Origin of the sequence: Staphylococcus sp. HGB0015 (genome assembly GCF_000411275.1) — a bacterium.
In the GTDB taxonomy this organism is placed as follows: Bacteria; Bacillota; Bacilli; order Staphylococcales; family Staphylococcaceae; genus Staphylococcus; species Staphylococcus schleiferi.
Genome location: NZ_KE150418.1, coordinates 262,243 through 280,743, shown reverse-complemented (window position 1 = coordinate 280,743; position 18,501 = coordinate 262,243). Strand labels below are relative to the sequence as shown.

General features: G+C 36.2%; 9 protein-coding genes and 1 pseudogene. 4 read left to right on the top strand and 6 right to left on the bottom strand.

All coding sequences use genetic code 11. The annotated features are described in order from the left end of the window. Window positions 1–332 precede the first annotated feature (332 nt). The 4 genes from HMPREF1208_RS07940 to ausA form a co-directional block, all read right to left on the bottom strand. A complete protein-coding gene (locus tag HMPREF1208_RS07940) occupies window positions 333–1,160 on the bottom strand; it encodes an N-acetylmuramoyl-L-alanine amidase (RefSeq protein WP_016425840.1) in 828 nt (275 codons plus the stop codon). A gap of 148 nt (window positions 1,161–1,308) precedes the next feature. Then, window positions 1,309–1,710 carry a hypothetical protein gene (locus HMPREF1208_RS07935; RefSeq protein ID WP_016425839.1) on the bottom strand — a complete coding sequence of 134 codons (402 nt, stop codon included), beginning with the start codon at window positions 1,708–1,710 and terminating at the stop codon, window positions 1,309–1,311. Window positions 1,711–1,903: 193 nt separating this feature from the next. Continuing rightward, the gene (gene ausB / locus HMPREF1208_RS07930; RefSeq protein ID WP_016425838.1) at window positions 1,904–2,527 is read right to left on the bottom strand and encodes an aureusimine biosynthesis 4'-phosphopantetheinyl transferase AusB; all 624 of its coding nucleotides are present in this window, start codon (window positions 2,525–2,527) and stop codon (window positions 1,904–1,906) included. Between the two features lie 10 nt (window positions 2,528–2,537). Beyond that, complete coding sequence (ausA, locus tag HMPREF1208_RS07925) at window positions 2,538–9,689, bottom strand: aureusimine non-ribosomal peptide synthetase AusA (RefSeq protein WP_016425837.1); 7,152 nt, start codon at window positions 9,687–9,689, stop codon at window positions 2,538–2,540. Between the two features lie 411 nt (window positions 9,690–10,100). Between ausA and HMPREF1208_RS07920 the strand changes: the two genes are divergently transcribed. From HMPREF1208_RS07920 to HMPREF1208_RS12580, 4 genes and pseudogenes are all read left to right on the top strand, one after another. Continuing rightward, window positions 10,101–11,165 carry a DUF871 domain-containing protein gene (locus tag HMPREF1208_RS07920; protein ID WP_016425836.1) on the top strand — a complete coding sequence of 355 codons (1,065 nt, stop codon included), beginning with the start codon at window positions 10,101–10,103 and terminating at the stop codon, window positions 11,163–11,165. A 1-nt stretch (window position 11,166) separates the two neighbouring features. Then, window positions 11,167–12,057: an N-acetylmuramic acid 6-phosphate etherase gene (gene murQ, locus HMPREF1208_RS07915; protein ID WP_016425835.1), complete on the top strand. Its 891-nt coding sequence runs from the start codon at window positions 11,167–11,169 to the stop codon at window positions 12,055–12,057. A gap of 15 nt (window positions 12,058–12,072) precedes the next feature. Next, window positions 12,073–13,509, top strand: a pseudogene (locus HMPREF1208_RS07910) (PTS transporter subunit EIIC); the annotation flags it as partial. Then, window positions 13,510–14,031, top strand: a complete 522-nt coding sequence (locus HMPREF1208_RS12580) for a PTS sugar transporter subunit IIA (RefSeq protein ID WP_281183068.1) — start codon at window positions 13,510–13,512, stop codon at window positions 14,029–14,031. It abuts the pseudogene before it with no gap. Window positions 14,032–14,136: 105 nt separating this feature from the next. Here the strand turns inward: HMPREF1208_RS12580 and HMPREF1208_RS07905 are convergent, their stop codons facing one another. Beyond that, complete coding sequence (locus tag HMPREF1208_RS07905) at window positions 14,137–14,988, bottom strand: MurR/RpiR family transcriptional regulator (protein WP_016425833.1); 852 nt, start codon at window positions 14,986–14,988, stop codon at window positions 14,137–14,139. Between the two features lie 328 nt (window positions 14,989–15,316). Continuing rightward, the gene (locus tag HMPREF1208_RS07900; RefSeq protein ID WP_016425832.1) at window positions 15,317–18,262 is read right to left on the bottom strand and encodes an ATP-binding protein; all 2,946 of its coding nucleotides are present in this window, start codon (window positions 18,260–18,262) and stop codon (window positions 15,317–15,319) included. Window positions 18,263–18,501: the final 239 nt, after the last annotated feature.

The window sequence follows — 18,501 nt, the reverse complement described above, 5'->3', positions numbered from 1 at the left end:
AAGGATGAACAAGACGGTATTAATCATCGTTTGATATTGTTCATTATGCACAAAGATGGAGGTCATAATAATCGTTAAAGAGATCAAAATAAGAACTGTTGTGATAATATTGTATATTTTTTTCATTTTTTACCACACCTTTATTAATTTTATTTAACGATAAGTTTATAGCATTTTAAATCAAGAAAAAAGTTGTAGTTTTAATAAAGACCATCGCATAAAAAAAATAGACATTAAAAAGGCTTGCTACCTAAAAAATCAGGCAACAAACCTTTAAATTAATGGCTTACAAAAGTTTTTTCTAATACGATAAGATAGCTATATTTTATTTTTTACATATGATTATAATGATACTTCACCAAATCAAAGAATTGATGCATATCATATCCCCATATTGCATAATATGCTATTGGGTCAACGTGTGTTGTACCGCCCCAATATTTTCGAACTGCATTGTGACTAATGACGGAGCCCACGCCTTCTTGATCGTCAGCGAGTGTTGGTGTTAAATGATTTTGTTTTAACATATACGCTGCGAGCCACGCTTGGTTATTGACCGATCTTGCAAAATCATCAAAAGTATACATTCTGACAACTTCGATTTGGTAAAAATACGGGTTAGCTTGTTTGCCTGCACCCCAAACGTAATATTCTGATGGTGCAGTGAGATGAATTTCTTTATTGTCTACAAAGGCATGTACAAACGCTCTTTCATATGTAGCGTACATTCGATCGACCCATTGTTGAAGTGTCCGGTTATCTTCACCCACTTCGTGAATCACAACACCGATATAAGTTCCATATTTGTAATTGAGATGTGGTAAAGTATTCATTCTTGGATCTTTTACAATTTTTGAGTGAGGCAGATGATGTTCTATTATATATTCATTAACATTGGGGTAATAAAAAGGAGGCAAGGTGCGATTCTGTTGATCTTGATGAGCACTTTCAGTTGCGGGTGTTTTGTTTTCAGTTGCATCTTGATGCGGACTGTCATTCTCATCGTGATTCATTAACATCATTTTAGGTGCAGTTTGAGCAACGGTAGAAGAAGGTAACGGTCTGGAAAACAAACTTCTGGCATAAGTCGTAGGGGCAAAAACCATTGGCATGAGCAACAATGTGAGAGACGTCGATAACGCAGAGAGCATTTTCAGCATAAATTCCACTCCTTCATATTATTTTTTAATAATTAATAAATCATATAACATATTTATATTAATTATATTACGTTAAAACAATATAAAGTCAAGTGTTTTATGATTATAAAAGTGTAATTTTTATGTATGCCGAACTATGCGTAATTGTTTAATTCAAAGATGCTAAAATGCGATTTAAAGCGATTTCTAATTGTTCGACACTCTTTTTCACTTTTTTGATTTCGCCATGTACTTTAGCATCTGTGAAGATATTATCCCACCAAACATCATACAGTTGATCTTTTTCACTATTTGAAATCGCTAATACTAAATCCTCATCCATATTTTTAAGCATGGGCACTGTATTTTGCAATTGCGTTTGTAATTGCGATAGATGCGTATTCATTTTTTTAATCTTTCTTCTTTTGAAATAGCTATGGATTGAACTATTTCCTAACATATCAAACCCACTCCAAATACGGACGTCCTTGATTAACTTTTTTACTTTTTGTACCTCTACCAATGCGTCTTCCACTGCATTCTTTACTTCCACCACTTCATGTTGTTTCATATGAAACACCCTTTCTCATCTGCTATCTTTCTACAATTCACTATTAATCAAATCATATAATAATCCACTTTATTTTGACAATAAGCAGTCACACTTCACACTGTCATTAAAAGTGCAAAATGTGACCGCTTCAACATTTGAAATGATTGAAGTTGTGTCAATGGTCATAGCGCGTTGAGCTACATAAAGATGGTTATTTCAGTAATGTCGCAACATCGACTTCAATCATTGGCGTTTGTGTACAGGGCGCTGCTTGGCAAAGTTGGATCATCAAAGTATCTTTAATCTGTGTTTGAAATGCGACAGGTTGTCCGTGAAAATAAAGGGGTTCTAATACATTATTTGTTGCAACACCTTCTGATAGGCCTTTCCCTGTCAACTTGGCATAAGCTTCTTTTTGCGTCCAAATCATATAAAATTGTGTTTCATTATCAATCCATTGTGCTTCTTCATTTGTAAATTGCATTTTCAATCGTTGCCATTCAATTGTACTGAGGTTTTCAATATCTAAGCCAATCTCACTTTGGTCAAATGCACAAGCGACATACTTACCACTATACGACAAACTGATAAATACCGGCTGCGGTGTGTCAATGTAAGGTTTACCATAGGCACCAAATTTAAACTGCCAATCTAAAGGGTCGAGCTGATACATCGTTTTTAACCCGTAATGCACGAGTAGTTCACCAATACAGTGCTGATTTTCATTACTTTTATAGTGGTGTTTCGTATGATTTCTTTTAAACAGATATTGTTTATGCGCAAGTTGTTTCGTTATGGCTGTGGTCATCTTTTCTAAATTAACAATTAATATCATTACATTTCACCTACTTGAATGTGTCGTTAAGTCTTTGTTGCCAACGGGCTAACCATGTTTCTGATAGTTCTGACCAGCTTAAATCCAGTGCGTTCATGACAGACTGTGTAAAATCTTGCGTGATAATGGCAGGTTTCAGCTTATCATCGTGATGCATTAATCCCACCCATGCATAATAACCGGCATCATGTACATATTGATCAAATGTTGCGTCATCCACCACCTTAATTGTGCGATTTGTTAGCTTTTCAAGCATCGATTGCATTGTATATTCATGGTTATTCGTAATATGAAAGATGTTGTACGTGCTTTGTTGGATTTCCGCGAATTGTACAACCATTTGTGCCGCTTCATCAACAAACGAAAATGAAATTGGTGTTTGTGCCGCAGATACCCCTATCTTATCGAGTTGAAGTAAGTCATGCATAACAATAGAAAAGCGATTTGTCCGCATATTTTTCATGGTGATGTTGCCGTGTCTACTGCTTGTTAAGTTTCCTACACGCATCATTTTCGCCTTTAATCCTTCTCGCATGGCTTGTAATACTTCAAGCTCGGCATAAAATTTACTTCGTGCGTAAGGTGACGTAATCTGTTGGTTTTTAAAAATGGCTGTTTCTGAGAATTGCGTGTCTTCTTGTTCTTCAGAAAAGGTGCCTGCCACACTCAATGTAGAAATGTAAATCAGCTGAGCTTGAGCTTGTTTGGCCAAGGAGATAAGCTGTGCTGTACTTTTGACATTGGCTTCATAAAAGTCTTCATCTTCGCCAAAATGGTCTGTTCGCGCCGCCGCATGAATAATCGTGTCGATAGACGTAGCTAACTGTGTGAAATCTTGGTTTGTGTCACCATATATGATGTCAACGTTGTGCATCATTTTTTCACACGTCGATGGCTCAAAATAATGATTCAAATTGTCGATTAAACGGTCACGGGCTTGTGATGCGCTTTCTGCCCGAACAAGACAATGCACACGTTGGTGGCGCTCAGTTAGTTCATAAAGTAAATAAGCACCTAAAAATCCGGTGGCACCTGTCAGTAATACTGTTCCTAAAGATTGTTGTGACACTTTTGACAAAGGCGTTTGATTAGTCGCAATCATCGTTTGCAAGGCGTCAATATTTCCCGGGACATTTAACTGTGTCGATTCGCTTTGGTTTATTAACGCACGGATGGTTTTGTATTCATAAATAGCTTGCATCGACGTTTCAATTCCTTTGTGTTTCAGCAACATCACGACTTTCATCGTCGCAAGTGAGTTACCACCGAGTTCAAAGAAATCATCGTCAATGCCAATCGGGCTCACATTTAATACTTGTTCGAATACATCGACATATTGTTGTTCTTGTTTATTTCGTGGTGGGGTCAACGTACGGACTTGTTGTGAATCCGCAGCAGGTAAAGCTTTCGTATCTAATTTTCCATTAGGCGTTAAAGGCAATTGATCCAATTTAATGAACACCTGTGGCACCATATACTGTGGCAACTGATCTGTGAGTGCACGTCGTATCACATCAGATTGCTCTGTTTCAGCTACATAATAGCCCACTAAAAATGGATGTGCACGTGTACGATCCACTGTGACTGCACTATCCAAAACACCTGCGATTTGGTTCATTTGATTTGTAATTTCTTCTAATTCAATACGATAGCCATTCAGTTTTTGTTGTTGATCGATGCGACCTAAAAATTCAATCTCACCATTATTTAAATAACGCGCTAAGTCGCCCGTGCGATATAATTGTCCATCACCCCAAGGATGCGGAATAAAAGCTTGTGCATTAACTTCAGGACGGTTTAAATAACCTTTTGCTAAACTGTCACCCGCAATACAAAGCTCTCCAGGTACACCCACACCACATAGTCGTCCTTCAGACATAATATACACTTGTACATTCGGGATTGGTCGTCCAATCGGAACGCGTTGTAATGTGGACTTGCCGTCATCCATCCATGCCGTTGTAATCACTGTGGATTCGGTTGGTCCATAGGCATTGACATACATTTCACAATGCGGTCGAACCCTATCAACAAGTTCTGGCGTGCTCACAGAACCTCCTGTCACTAAGCAACGTAAATGATAGTCGGTCATCATCATGCATAGTTGTGCGGGGATCGAAGCAACAGTGACGTGTTGTGTACGGAGACAGTGTTCTAAAGCGAAAATGTCCTTTCTTTCTCGTTCAGAAGCAATCACTAAAGGACATGCATTGAATAACGCACAATAAATCTCCATCACAGACGCATCAAACACAATATTGGCGTATTGTAATAACACATCTTGAGACGTCAGTTGTATATATTGAGACCAACCTGTGACTAAGTTCATTACATTACGATGTGTGATTTGTACGCCTTTTGGTTGACCTGTCGTTCCAGATGTATAAATCATATACAATACATCGTTCGCTTCCACGTGTTCACTTGATTGAATCACTTGTGCATCATCTTCTCGTATAACACAACTTCTCACATCCGAATTGGTCACAGTTGTAGAGTGTGCTGGCGCATTCGTCAAAATATGTTTCACTTCCGCATCTTTCAAAATAAAGTCAATCCGTGATGCCGGATAATCTGGATCAATCGGCACATAAGGACAACCCAGCCATGCCGCAGCAATCATACTTTCAATCATTTCTGGGCCCCTTGTCATGAGAAGCGCCACACGATCTCCTTTACGACAACCTTGTTCGTACAAATGACGCGCAATAGCTAATGCACGTCGATATAACCTATGTATCGAATGATGTTGGTTGTCAAAAATCAACGCTGTAGCCTCTGGTGTTTGTAGCGCCAACTGTTCAATTCGACTGCCGACAGTCTCCTGTTCAGGATACGCCATCGGTTTTGGTGTCACATGTGTTTCAAGCCACTGACGCATGTCGGGTCGCGCAATAGGCAATTGACCAATGCGTAATAAGTCTTGCTCCAATATTGTCTGGATCATCACTTCAAATTGATCACACATATGATGGATTGTTTCTTTTTGAAACAGGTCTGTCCGATATTCAATATTCCAAACAAATTGATGATGCACTTCTTCAATAATGAAAGACAAATCAAACTTCGCTGTGGTACTTTTCGGTGGTTGATGTGTGAGTCGACTATGGCCAAAATGCGCATGATGCACTTCATTGTTTTGACGCACAACGATGACATCAAAAAATGGGTGTCGTGATGCATCACGTTGCGCGATTAATTCATCCACTAAGACAGAAAATGGATAGTCTTGGTGCGCATAAGCCGCTAAACTCATCGTTTTCATTTCTTCTAAAAATGTCAGCCACGGTTTATTGCGTGTCGGTTGACCTTTGAACACGACACTGTTCGCGAACATCCCTAACATGCGTTCCGTATCTGGATGTGTCCGCGCACTCATCACACTTCCTAACACAATCTCCTCTTGACGACTGTATTGACTTAATAAAACCATAATGACACTCATAAAAAACATAAAGTCAGTCACATCATGTTGTTGAACATACTGTCTAATTTTATGGCTTAGCACTTCATCTAACTGCCATTGATACATATCCCCCTCTGTTGATTTGACATGAGGTCTTGGATAATCCAGTGGGAGCTCTAACGTTGGGGGCGTTTCTGCTAATAATTGATGCCAATACGCATGATGGTCTGTCATGTCACGTTGTTTGATCCATTCACTGTAATCTTTATACTGATGCGTCATCGTAGGCAATGATTTATCTTGATATAGTTGACTCAGCTCATCTAAAATGAGAGTCTGACTCATGCCGTCGTTAACACTATGGTGCGTATCCATAAATAAAAAGTCATCTTCTGGTGTTTGAATATAACGTATACGTAAAAGCCGGTCATGTTCTAAATCAAATGGCTGTACCATACGTTCTACCAATACTTGAGGGTCTTGCTCATCTAATGTGACGACTTCAAAGTCAGGTGTATAACAGTCTTGAATATATTGATAGACTTGTTGATTTTCCATTCCGAATTGCGTTCTTAAAATTTCATGCCGTTCAATCAATTGGCTCACCGCATGGCGTAATTTCGCAATATCTAGCGGGGCACTTAATTGCCATATAAATGGAACGTTATAAACTGTATCATCCGGGTTCAGCTGCCATAAGAAATACATACCACTTTGCGCCGCACTCGCAGGATACGCCTGCTGATTCGATGTAATGATAGGTATCATTTCTGAATGTGTTTCGGACACGTCTTCTAAACGTGCTGATAATAAGGCCACTGTAGGATATTTCATCAAATCGCTTACTGTCATGGACTTATGTAATTCACGTTCGATACGGTTCACGACTAAGGTTGCCTTTAACGAATGTCCTCCTAATTCAAAAAAGTGATCATGAATGCTCACACGTTCAATATGCAACACTTCTTCAAAGATATGGCACAAAACTTGTTCTATTTCATTGCGTGGCGCTGCATAATCACTTTGAAGTCGCAGTTCGGGATCAGGTAAGGCCTGCGTATTCAATTTTCCGTTGACAGTCATCGGTATTTGATCAATGCGTTGGAAAGACAACGGCACCATATAACTCGGCATTTGCGCAGAGAGCGTGGTTGTCATCGTATGATTCGAAATTTCTTGTTCTCCTTCATAAAATGCATAGAGCTGTTTATCCCCTTCTATCTCTCGTATCACGACAACCGCTTTATTAACGCCATGGATACGCTCAATGGCACGTTCAATTTCTGTTAACTCGATACGAAATCCTCTTATTTTAACTTGTTTATCTAGACGCCCTAAATAATCGATTTCACCATCAGGTTGTAAGCGAACCAAATCGCCAGTTCGATACACTTTTCCAGTGCCAAACGGATAATCGATAAAGCGTGATGCTGTTAATTCGGGACGATTAAGATACTCTTTCGCTAAACCTGCGCCACCGATACATAACTCGCCCGGGACACCGACACCACAGCGCTGTGTTCCTTGTAAAATATACAGATCCGTTTCACGTATAGGCTTTCCAATCGGTATGCGTGCAGGAATGGTTTCAGGCATTGCATAGGTCGTTGTAAAGGTTGTACTTTCGGTAGGGCCATAACCATTAATGATTTGAGGATGCTTTGGTCGCTGATGTAGGAGCTCAACCCACTTCCGCGTCAGCGCTTCACCCCCAACTAATAAATAGGAGAGCGGTTCAAGTGCTTCAACGTGTGTACTCACAGTCGCATTAAAGAGCGATGCTGTTAGCCACATTGTATTAATCTCATATTTTCGAATCGCTTGTCCGAGCGCTTTCGGATTTAATAATTGGTCTTTAGACAAGACGACCAGTTCGCCCCCATTTAATAAAGCACCATAGATTTCAAATGTCACCGCATCAAACGCAATGGTTCCAGATAACAGAATTTTTGTCGTTTCATCTAACGTGACATAATCGACTGCTTTAACAAGGCGATCGACACTCTGATGCATAATACGTGTGCCTTTCGGTTGACCTGTCGTTCCAGACGTATAAATCACATACACATCATCATCACTATGATTAACGACAGGTACTGCAGCTTCACTACCAACCTGCAAATCTTTCAATGACACAGTTGGCACCGTCGTATCCAATTCGACTTGATGTAACACTAATAAAGCCGGTTGCACATCTTCTAATATATATTGAATCCGCGCTTCAGGATAATCCGGATCAATCGGTACATACGCAGCGCCAGACTTCACAATACCCAAAACTGCTACAATCATCTCCATACTGCGTTCTGCCATCACCGCGATATAGTCATTAGGTTTCACCCCACGTGCACGTATTTGACGTGCAACTTGGTTCGTCAGCCGATCAAGTTGCGCATACGTTAAGCTGTCGTTTTCAAATCTAACTGCTATTTTGTCGTGATGACGTTGGACTTGTTCGGCAAACAACTCAGGTACCGTCGCAAAAGTCGCAGATTCTGTTCGCAACAGTTGTTGTAATAGCGACTCGTCTTGGTCTGTCGTCATTAACGAAAAGGTGTTCATTGGCACTTCTGGACGCGTCACACCTTGAAGACATAAATGACGAATCAAATTTGCATACGTTTCAATTGTTAAATCATCATATTGATTGCGGTTATATAACATCTTTACGACATAACCATTCTCGACTTCTTGAACATATACATCGAGCGCTGCTTCGGTCTCAATCGGTTTTAAGCGTTCAGCTTCACAAACTTCGCCTGCTATTTCAAATGTATAATGAATAGGTTCTGAATGAATTAACGTTTCAAACGGAAAGCCGGTACGTGCCTCGATTAAATCTATTAAATGTAACACCTCTTCATCAACAATCGTGTTCATTCGACTGGAAAGCTGTGTCTTGAACTGTTGATAAGAAAGTGTGCGGTCAACATGAAAACAACCCGGTAAAATCCGTATACGTGGCCCAATCGCCTTCCCTTCATCGAATGATGGCGTTCGTGTTGTCGTTAAACCGACATGGACATCTTCGCTACGCCCAATAAAATGATTCGCAAGTATAATACCGCTATAAATATCATCAAGACTCAATTCATCATGTTGAATCTTAACCATTTGCCATTGTGTATGGTGTTGATCCGTTAAACTTTGAACAGGCATATAGGCATGATAGGTATCTCTTACACCTTGATGACTTTGCCATTGCTGCAGTTGCATCTGAAACGAAGGCAGTCGACGTAATTGATGCATTTGTTGAATCAATTCAGTAAAACTTTGGGTCAAAGTAATCAATTGAAAAGGTTTTTCATAATAGTGACTTAGTTGACTTAAAAAAATAGGCATTGACGCCGCATCAAAAATAAGCGGGCTCACATTGAATTGGAGGAGTGTACAATCGGTAAAACAAATGATTTTGAAAGTGAAAAGCGGAGCAGTTGTAGGAAGTGTTAGATCAAATGGATTTTGTTCCAAATCACTTTCAAAGTCTAAATCTGATGATACACAATCTTCATGAACCACTTCAATAAATGGCGCAAATTGACGAATCTGATATTTCAACTCACCTTCTACATACTTAAAAGAGGCCCTCAGTAATGATTGGGTTTGTACTAACTGTGTCAACGCATATAGCAATCGTTGCACTTCCATACTTTTAGGTAAATGCACCACATATGTATGTGGTGGTATAGAGGGGTCTCGATTGAATAAATCTGGCCCATAATGTTGTGTGATCGATGCATTTTCATAAAGCACCATAAAATCCCTTCTTCCTCAGTGATATGAAGCCATAAAATGGATTACATTGGTATCATAAAAACTTTATGTCACATTTACAATTCAAAATAAATAATTTTATATAACTTTAAAGTAAATGAAAAATAAAATTAAAATTATACACATAACGATAACATTCAACTCAGCTATTAGAGGTTTAAATCAAGGACGATCCATCCTTTTCAGAATAGCTTATCAACAAAAACTAGACTTAATATTTTTGATAAACAGCGTAGAGGTCTATTTTAGAAACAATATTTCATTATAAATTAAAAATAAAGAAATTTCATTGTATAAGGTGAACCTAAGTATTATAATCGACTTATAATTATGTAAGGGCTTTCAATAAAGATTGCGCATTTCTCAAAATATATTGTGTTGGAGGAAAAGATTATGTTCGGGTTCTCAGTATTTTTAAACAAACCGCTATCTTCTGAAACAAAACAATACATCGAAAAGATGGCTCATTCTGGGTTCACAGGTGTTTTCACATCCCTGCATATACCAGAAGATAATAACACTCAGTATCGCAAACTCTTAATTGAATTAGGTAATATTACCAAATCATTAAATTTAGATTTGATGGTTGATATATCTAGCTCATCTTTACAAAAAGCTGGTTTTTCTATGAGTAATATTAATGAAATACGCTCTATTGGTGTAACAGGTTTACGTGCTGATGATCATATTAGTAATAAATGTATAGCTCAGCTATCAAATAAAATAACGATTGCTTTAAATGCTTCAACCATAACTGAAAATGACATTCAAGAACTGAAATTAGCTAATGCTAACTTTGATCAATTAGAAGCCTGGCACAATTATTATCCTCGACCTGAAACAGGACTAGATGAAGAGTGGTATCGTAAAAAAGCAAAATGGTTAAAAAGTTTTGGCCTTAAGTCACAAGCATTCGTTTCAGGTGATAATAACTTACGCGGCCCTCTATATCAAGGTTTACCAACGCTAGAAAAACATCGTGACTATCATCCGCTTGCCGCCTCCCTCGACTTATTATCTGATACAAATAAAATTTTTATAGGTGATCCTGGTCTTTCTGACACTGTAATAAAGCAATTTGCTAACTATATAATGGAAAAAAATATTTTATTGCATGTAGATCCATTTAATAATCAAATCGATTTTACTCTAGGAGAACATATAAATCGCCTTGATGAATCAAGAGATGTGATTCGTAGCGCATATTCTCGCAAGAAAAAAATTCCGAATATTAAACCTTTACTTAATATCAAACGTGACACTGGTTCAGTAACCATTGATAATTCACAGTATTTACGGTATATGGGAGAGATTCAAATTACTAAACGTTCTTTACCAGCAGATGAAAAAATTAATGTAGTGGGTCAAATCAGTCAAAATGATTGGTGTTTAATCCCACATATCAAAGGTGGTCAGAAATTCACATTGCTAAAAAACGATATTGAAAGTGAGGATTAAAATGATTAACTTAGATAACTTAACAACGGAACTAAGAAATGAAAATAGCTACAATCTAGATGAAATGACTATCCGTCAAGCACTGAAAAAGATGAATCAGGAAGATCAAAAAGTTGCACTAGCCATTACTGAACAATTAACTCAAATTGAAAATTTGACAGATGCCGCAATTAAAACTTTAAAAAATAATGGTCGCTTAATATACATGGGTGCCGGTACTAGCGGTAGATTGGGCGTATTAGATGCCGTAGAATGCGTACCAACTTTTGGAGTGAATTCTGATATGGTTATAGGATTAATTGCTGGTGGAAATAAAGCCATGGTTTCTGCTATAGAAGGCATAGAAGATGATATTGACCAAGGTAAAAGAGATTTAATGCACCTTAATCTGACAGCAAAAGATATGGTTATAGGCATTACAGCGAGTGGTCGGACCCCCTACGTCATTGGTGGAATAAATTATGCCCAATCTATAGGTGCACATACTGGCTCTTTATCATGCAATAAAAATTCAGAAATAAGTGAATTTGCAGATTTGCCAATTGAAATTGACTGCGGACCAGAAATTTTAACAGGTTCAACACGTTTGAAGTCAGGAACCGCGCAAAAAATGGTTCTTAACATGATTTCTACTGTCAGTATGATTGGAATAGGAAAAGTGTATAAAAATTTAATGGTTGATGTTAAGCCAACGAATAAAAAATTAATAGAACGTTCTAAAAGAATTATTATGCAAGCAACGGAAGTGGATTACGACACAGCAACACATTACTTTGAAGAAGCCAATCAAAATGTAAAATTAGCTATTGTTATGATTTTAACAAACTGTAATAAAGAGGAAGCGACGCAAAAATTAGCCAAAGCAAACGGGTTTATCAAAAATACGATTTAAATAAGGGGGAATTACATGGGAAGAAAAGAATTGACATTGAATGAACTTGCCAAAAGAATATATGAGGGTGCCGGGGGTTTAGAAAATGTTCAAACTGTTAATCATTGTATGACTCGTATTCGAATGAATATACGTGACAGCAATCAGGTGGATCAAAAAAGGCTGAAAAGTATACCAGGCGTGTTGGGTGTTATATTTGACGAACAATTACAAGTTATTATAGGGCCTGGAAAGGTCACTAAAGTAGCTAACGAAATGGTTAGTTTAGCTGGTGTAGAGCTGGGAGAAAATATCAAAAAAAGTTCTGGAAAAGAAAAAGTTAATGCTAAAGCAGCAAAAATAAAAGCAGCGCAAAAAGCTAAGCAAAAAAATTCTCCATTAAAAGCTATTTTAAAAGATATATCAAACATCTTTGTACCGATGATTCCTGCGTTTGTCGGTTCAGGTTTAATAGCTGGGATTGCCGCAGTAATGAATAATTTGATTACTGCTGGAACAATAAATGCCGCAACTTGGCAACAGTTTGTAGATATTATGAATATTCTTAAAAATGGTATGTTTGCATATTTAGTCATTTATACAGGGATAAATGCAGCAAAAGTTTTTGGAGCTAACCAAACTCTCGGTGGTGTTATTGGAGCAGTAGTAACACTTACAGGTATGAATGCCGACAAAGCCATTAAAAACCTTATTACAGGCGATGCATTAACAGCTGGCCAAGGCGGAATTATAGGTGTTATATTTGCTGTCTGGTTGTTATCAATAATTGAAAAGAAATTGCATAAAACTATACCCGATTCTGTTGATATTATCTTTACACCTACTCTTTCCTTATTAATAATAGGTTTACTTGAAATTTTCTTGATTATGCCATTAGCTGGATTACTTTCAAACATTTTAGTGGGAGGGATCAACTGGGTACTATCAGTAGGAGGACCATTTTCAGGATTTGTATTAGGTTCTCTATTTCTACCGATGGTTATGTTTGGCTTACATCAAATTTTAACACCTATTCATATTCAAATGATTAATGAAACAGGTATGACATTATTACTTCCTATTCTGGCAATGGCTGGTGCAGGCCAAGTGGGAGCTGCACTTGCTTTATGGGTTAAACTACGTGAAGATGAAGAATTAACTGAAATGATAAAAGGCGCATTACCCGTTGGCATATTAGGAATCGGGGAGCCATTGATATATGGTGTAACATTACCATTAGGCCACCCATTTATTACAGCTTGTATTGGAGGGGGCATCGGAGGCGCAGTTATAGGTGCCATTGGTGGTATTGGCTCAATTGCAATAGGGCCTTCTGGTATTGCGCTTATTCCATTGATTTCTAATAATCATTGGATAGGCTATATATTAGGTCTACTTTCCGCTTATATCGGAGGTTTTGTAGTAACTTACTTTTTAGGCATACCAAAAGATAAACTACAGGAACAATCATTAATGCATAGTAAAATAAGTACTGATTCAATTAATCAAGTTAATAATAATAAAATTAATAATCACAAAACTAAAATTTTCAATGCTGTAACAACAGGTTCTATTCATCCCATAGAAGAATCAACAGATCCAGCTTTTAGGAAGAAAATGATGGGCGACGGCTATTTCATTATACCAACAAATGAAGAAATTTTTTCGCCAGTAAGTGGTACAATATCAACTATTTTCCCCACTAAACATGCAATTGGTATCACTACTGACAATGGATTAGAAGTGTTGCTACATATGGGAATTAATACTGTTGAATTAAATGGTTTACCTTTTGAAATATTAGTAACTGAAGGTCAAAAGGTTACGACAGATTCTAAAATAGCGAAAATCGATTTAAACGCCATTAAAGAAGCGAAAAAAGATACATCAATCTTGGTTGTTATTACTAATATGACAAAAGTAGACTCTTATAAACTAGAAAAACATGGAGCAGTTACTTCGAAAGATACTGTTTTTAGTGTTACAACTAAATAAAACAAATAAGGGGCTGAACAATAGCCCCTTATTTGTTTTCAATTTAAATTCATTTTTTCTTACTTATACGTTTTTACAGTTTATTAAGTTCGCGCCAAATCTCTTTTAAAAATACTTTTTCCTATACGCTTCTACTATAGAACGGGTTGTATATATTTTCTCAGCATTCTCCTGATTTCGGCTTATATAAACATAAAATAATAGATCCACAGTAATAAACTGTGCCAAAATAGAATCTGTTGCAGCACTTCGATAAATTGATTCCATTGGCCGCGAAGTTTTTAAACTAACATCAGCGAGTTTAGACAATGGATTCTGTCCAAATTGTGTCAATGTAATAATAGGAATTTCTAAATCCTTAGCGGTTTCAGCAAGTGAAATTAACTCAGAAGTCATACCAGAGTTTGAAACTAGCCAAATAACACATTCTTTCTGATGTAAAATGAGCTGCGGTAATATAGTATTATAGTCTGGTTCACTGACTACATTTTTTCCTAATCTTCCCCATTTTTGAACAATGTCCATTGCAGTTAAGCTAGAAGCCCCAATACCCAAAACGTAGCAGTACTCTTTTTCTTCAATGAACTTACAAGCATCTATAAATTCTTCTTCATTAAATAAAGCTGTGGTTTCATCAATTGTATAGTGTGCATTATTAGCGAGTTTATTCTTCAAACTATGAAAAGAGTCGTCTCTGTCGACATCACTATAAGAATTCATACTAGGCGCTTTTTTTGTTTCGGCAGAAAGTTCAATTTTAAGTTCCGTAAGACTGTTATAACCCATTTTTTTAGAAAAACGTACAACTGTAGGACTACTTGCGCCAGATGCTTTAGCAATATCATTTGCTGTCATACTAGCTATTTTTTCACTATTATTATAAATAAACTGAAAAATTTTTCTTTCAGCAGCAGACATTTCTGCCTGCATGCTTTTCATGTGAGAAAGAACGCCCATAAACTCCTCCTTTAATCATGACTATTATTTTAAATACAATAGATTCTTATAAACATCTAGAAATAAATAACGATTACTTTTCCGCTTCATTTCAACTCTATATTCTCCAGTTGTTTTTTTAGAATCATTACACAAATTATATATTTATTTCTTTATCTATCGCTTGATAATATCTAAATTGACTAATACGTTTCTTATCACCAACAACAATAAATTCTTTTTTAGCTCTTGTTACAGCAACATTAATTAGATTAGGCTTCTGACATGACCATTGAATAGCAGTATTTTGCGTATCATCCGTACCAGTGACAAAATAAACTTTATCTGCTTATTTCCCTTGGAATGTATGAACTGTACCTATAGATTCATATAACCACTTTTTAACATTTATGTTTTGGTTAACTAATGGTTTCAACTCTTTTTTGGCAAAAGTAATAATTTCACTTTTGACTCTAGAAAACGGTGTAATAATAAACACATTGGGCTCCTGTTTGCCACTTTTCATAGCTTTAACCCAGTCTTTTTTTAGTTCTTCTACTACGACTATACCTTGTTCTTTCACAAATTGTTTTGGATTAGCTTTTCCTTTAACATCTATCCATGAAACCCTGCCAACCTTTCCTTCTAACTCGTTACTTTTAATATATTCTGGTAACACCATCTTTTGTTCGTATGCAATTTTATTACTAATAGTAAACATTGGGTTTAGACATCTTCTATGCACCCACAGAGGTACACCAATCCACTGCTTTTCACCCTCTTCACCTTTCCAATAACCGTAGATATTTGCTCCATCACTTAATGTTTGAACTGAAGATTCAATACTCACCAATCGCTCAGGTACATTAAATGCTTTCCTTACAGAGTCAATCAAATTACGATCTATAGTTACCACTGGTTCAATTTGGACGGGATCTCCAACTGCCACCAAGTGTTGCGCACGTTGTATCGCTCCTACTGCAGCTTGAGGAATAGCTTGCCCTGCTTCATCAATATATAAGTAGTCTATAAAATCTTTAGGCATCGTTTGATACATTGATCTAAAACTTGCAAAAGTAGTGCTAATGACCGGAAAAACAAGGTGAATTACGTTCCATGCATTTTCTACTTTCTCAGGTGCTGCATCTAAATATTCATAACGTCGCTGAAAATCATATAACCCTGATTGAATAGATTTAGCATTCCCTATTAAAATCAATTTGTGAAGTACAATCGCCTTTAAAAATAATAATCCTCTTTCAAATTGTAATTCATCTGAAGTCCACAATACTTTCTCTTGACGCATATTATATGCTTCATTTCCGCTTCTCCAAAATTCAATATCCGGCACCACGACATCTGGATGTTCTTTTATAAAGTTTAAATAGCCCTGCTGATTTTTGCGAAGCTGCATTAAATTTTGTTCTATCCGATTGATGCGCCTTTCTCTTTCATTTATTTCATTCACTGCCATAGTTATCTCAGTATCTATTCTTATTTTATCGTCATTAAATTGAATCTTTTTTCTCAGTAAATCTGCATGTCTTTGCTCATAATCTATGTCTTTAGCACCACTAGAATTGCTTCCTAAAAATTGCTTTAACTTATCTTTGAATGAATTTTTATTTTTTGTCAATTGAATATATTCTTTTAAATCATTAATTTGTGTATCTACATTTGTTATTTGGTTTTCTAAATTCTTTTTTCGTTGTTTTAAGGAATCTATATTATTATTTTTGTTTTCATCATTCAGTTCTACTAATTCTTGTTGGTATTTTATAAACTGTTCTTCACTTTTTCTAAAATCAGCAAAGTGTTTTATACCTTGGTTAATTTCTTTTTTTAACACTTTAACTTTACTTAAAGTTTTTTGAAACGATTGTTTAGCATCCTTCCACTCTTTGTTAATATCTACAGAATTATACGCATCAATTAAAATTTTATTTAATGTTTTTGATTCACAGCTAGTAAGGACTTGTGTCATTACACTATCAATATTTGCTTTCCTACCAAAAACGCCTGAGAATAACCCCCATGCTTTTTCACCGATTAACTTTTCAGCAATTTCACTAAATATATTAAGTTCTTTCGCAACATTTTGATAAGCTTCTTCATACTCTGGAAAGTTTGAGGAGATATCCCTTCTTATCACTTCAGATATTTTAGGCAAATCTTTGGATATATTTTCAACTACACCATTATTACTTGACGCAACTACCATTTTATAGTGTGTATGGACATCGTTTAGAAAAGCAGTTGGGAATTGATCTGTTTCGTGAATCTTCTGGAATTTAAAAGCTTGGCTCGGTTTATTAAGTTCAGCAAAAGTCTTGGCCCTTTCAACTATGTTATGCGCAAATATATCTTTCAATAACGTTGTCTTACCCGTACCTGGAGGACCGTTTACAGAACTTATTTTCATTTGATCATGTGTTATTTGATTTACAGCAACTTGTTGCATCAATGATAAACGGTGTTCTACTAGAGAAGGCCAACGCCCATCAGGATAAAAATCTGGTTTTAGATAACGCTCTATATATTCTTTATTCTCATCAATGACTTTCTTATCTTTATCATTAACGCCATGAATGTATCGGGTCAATGTTTTATTAGGGTCCTTTTTTGCAAATTCCATATCACTAATATAAAAGCTATTTAGTTCATTGCTCTGTTCATTTGGAGTGACATATTTTATACCTATCGCTTGCTTAAAAAAACCTTGATAATTGGTTTCAAACAAAGCAAAATATTTGGAATATAATTGATCAAGTTTGTGTAGTTTTTCTTTAGTTAACTTATTATTTCCTATAATTTCTTCGCACTTGTGCTTAAATTTTTCAAAATGATCTTGGTAGGTCTCTTCAATTAGGATATTTTTGTCATTTTTAAGATACTTTAATGCACTCATTAACATTGGAACATGGAGCGTATCCATTAACACGTATCCTTCATTATCAATCATGAAGGTATATCCATAGCAGTTTCTATTATCTGGATTATAAATCTCTTCATCATTAAAAATACTTCGAATATATTGTTCTATTTCCCCAAACTTAAAGCAATGTCTATAAAGTTGAAATTGTATTTCACCTTTACTGCTACTTAATTGGTTAAGCTGAAAACGTTCGTCTTCCCATATAGGATAAAAAGATTCAAAATCATGTACTGCCTTTTGCTGTTCATTTAACAAAAAAAGATCTTTATTTAAATATGATTTTATATCCTCTAACTCGCCAGGATGTAGCATCTCTATTAGTATCCAAGCAGACAATGTATTATTAACTAATCTATCCATTAGCGCATCCCCCAAGAATCTATATATTTATAGTCATTTTAACAATAATTATCAGAATTTTACATGGAATTTTATTGTCTAATTAAGCAGCTCACTACAAATAAATTTCATATCTCCCTTAGACTTTTAATTGCCTATTTCTTTATAGCCGCCTATAAATGTATTAACATTCAAAGCAAGAACAAACTAAATCAACCCGAGGTGTTTCCATACCTTGGGTTTTCTTTTATACAAATATT

Coding starts and splice junctions, on each gene's coding strand:
- HMPREF1208_RS07935 (WP_016425839.1), bottom strand. CDS start 1,710: ATGAAACAACATGAAGTGGTGGAAGTAAAGAATGCAGTGGAAGACGCA.
- HMPREF1208_RS07920 (WP_016425836.1), top strand. CDS start 10,101: ATGTTCGGGTTCTCAGTATTTTTAAACAAACCGCTATCTTCTGAAACA.
- HMPREF1208_RS07905 (WP_016425833.1), bottom strand. CDS start 14,988: ATGGGCGTTCTTTCTCACATGAAAAGCATGCAGGCAGAAATGTCTGCT.
- murQ (WP_016425835.1), top strand. CDS start 11,167: ATGATTAACTTAGATAACTTAACAACGGAACTAAGAAATGAAAATAGC.
- ausB (WP_016425838.1), bottom strand. CDS start 2,527: ATGATATTAATTGTTAATTTAGAAAAGATGACCACAGCCATAACGAAA.
- HMPREF1208_RS12580 (WP_281183068.1), top strand. CDS start 13,510: ATGCATAGTAAAATAAGTACTGATTCAATTAATCAAGTTAATAATAAT.
- HMPREF1208_RS07900 (WP_016425832.1), bottom strand. CDS start 18,262: ATGGATAGATTAGTTAATAATACATTGTCTGCTTGGATACTAATAGAG.
- ausA (WP_016425837.1), bottom strand. CDS start 9,689: ATGGTGCTTTATGAAAATGCATCGATCACACAACATTATGGGCCAGAT.
- HMPREF1208_RS07940 (WP_016425840.1), bottom strand. CDS start 1,160: ATGCTGAAAATGCTCTCTGCGTTATCGACGTCTCTCACATTGTTGCTC.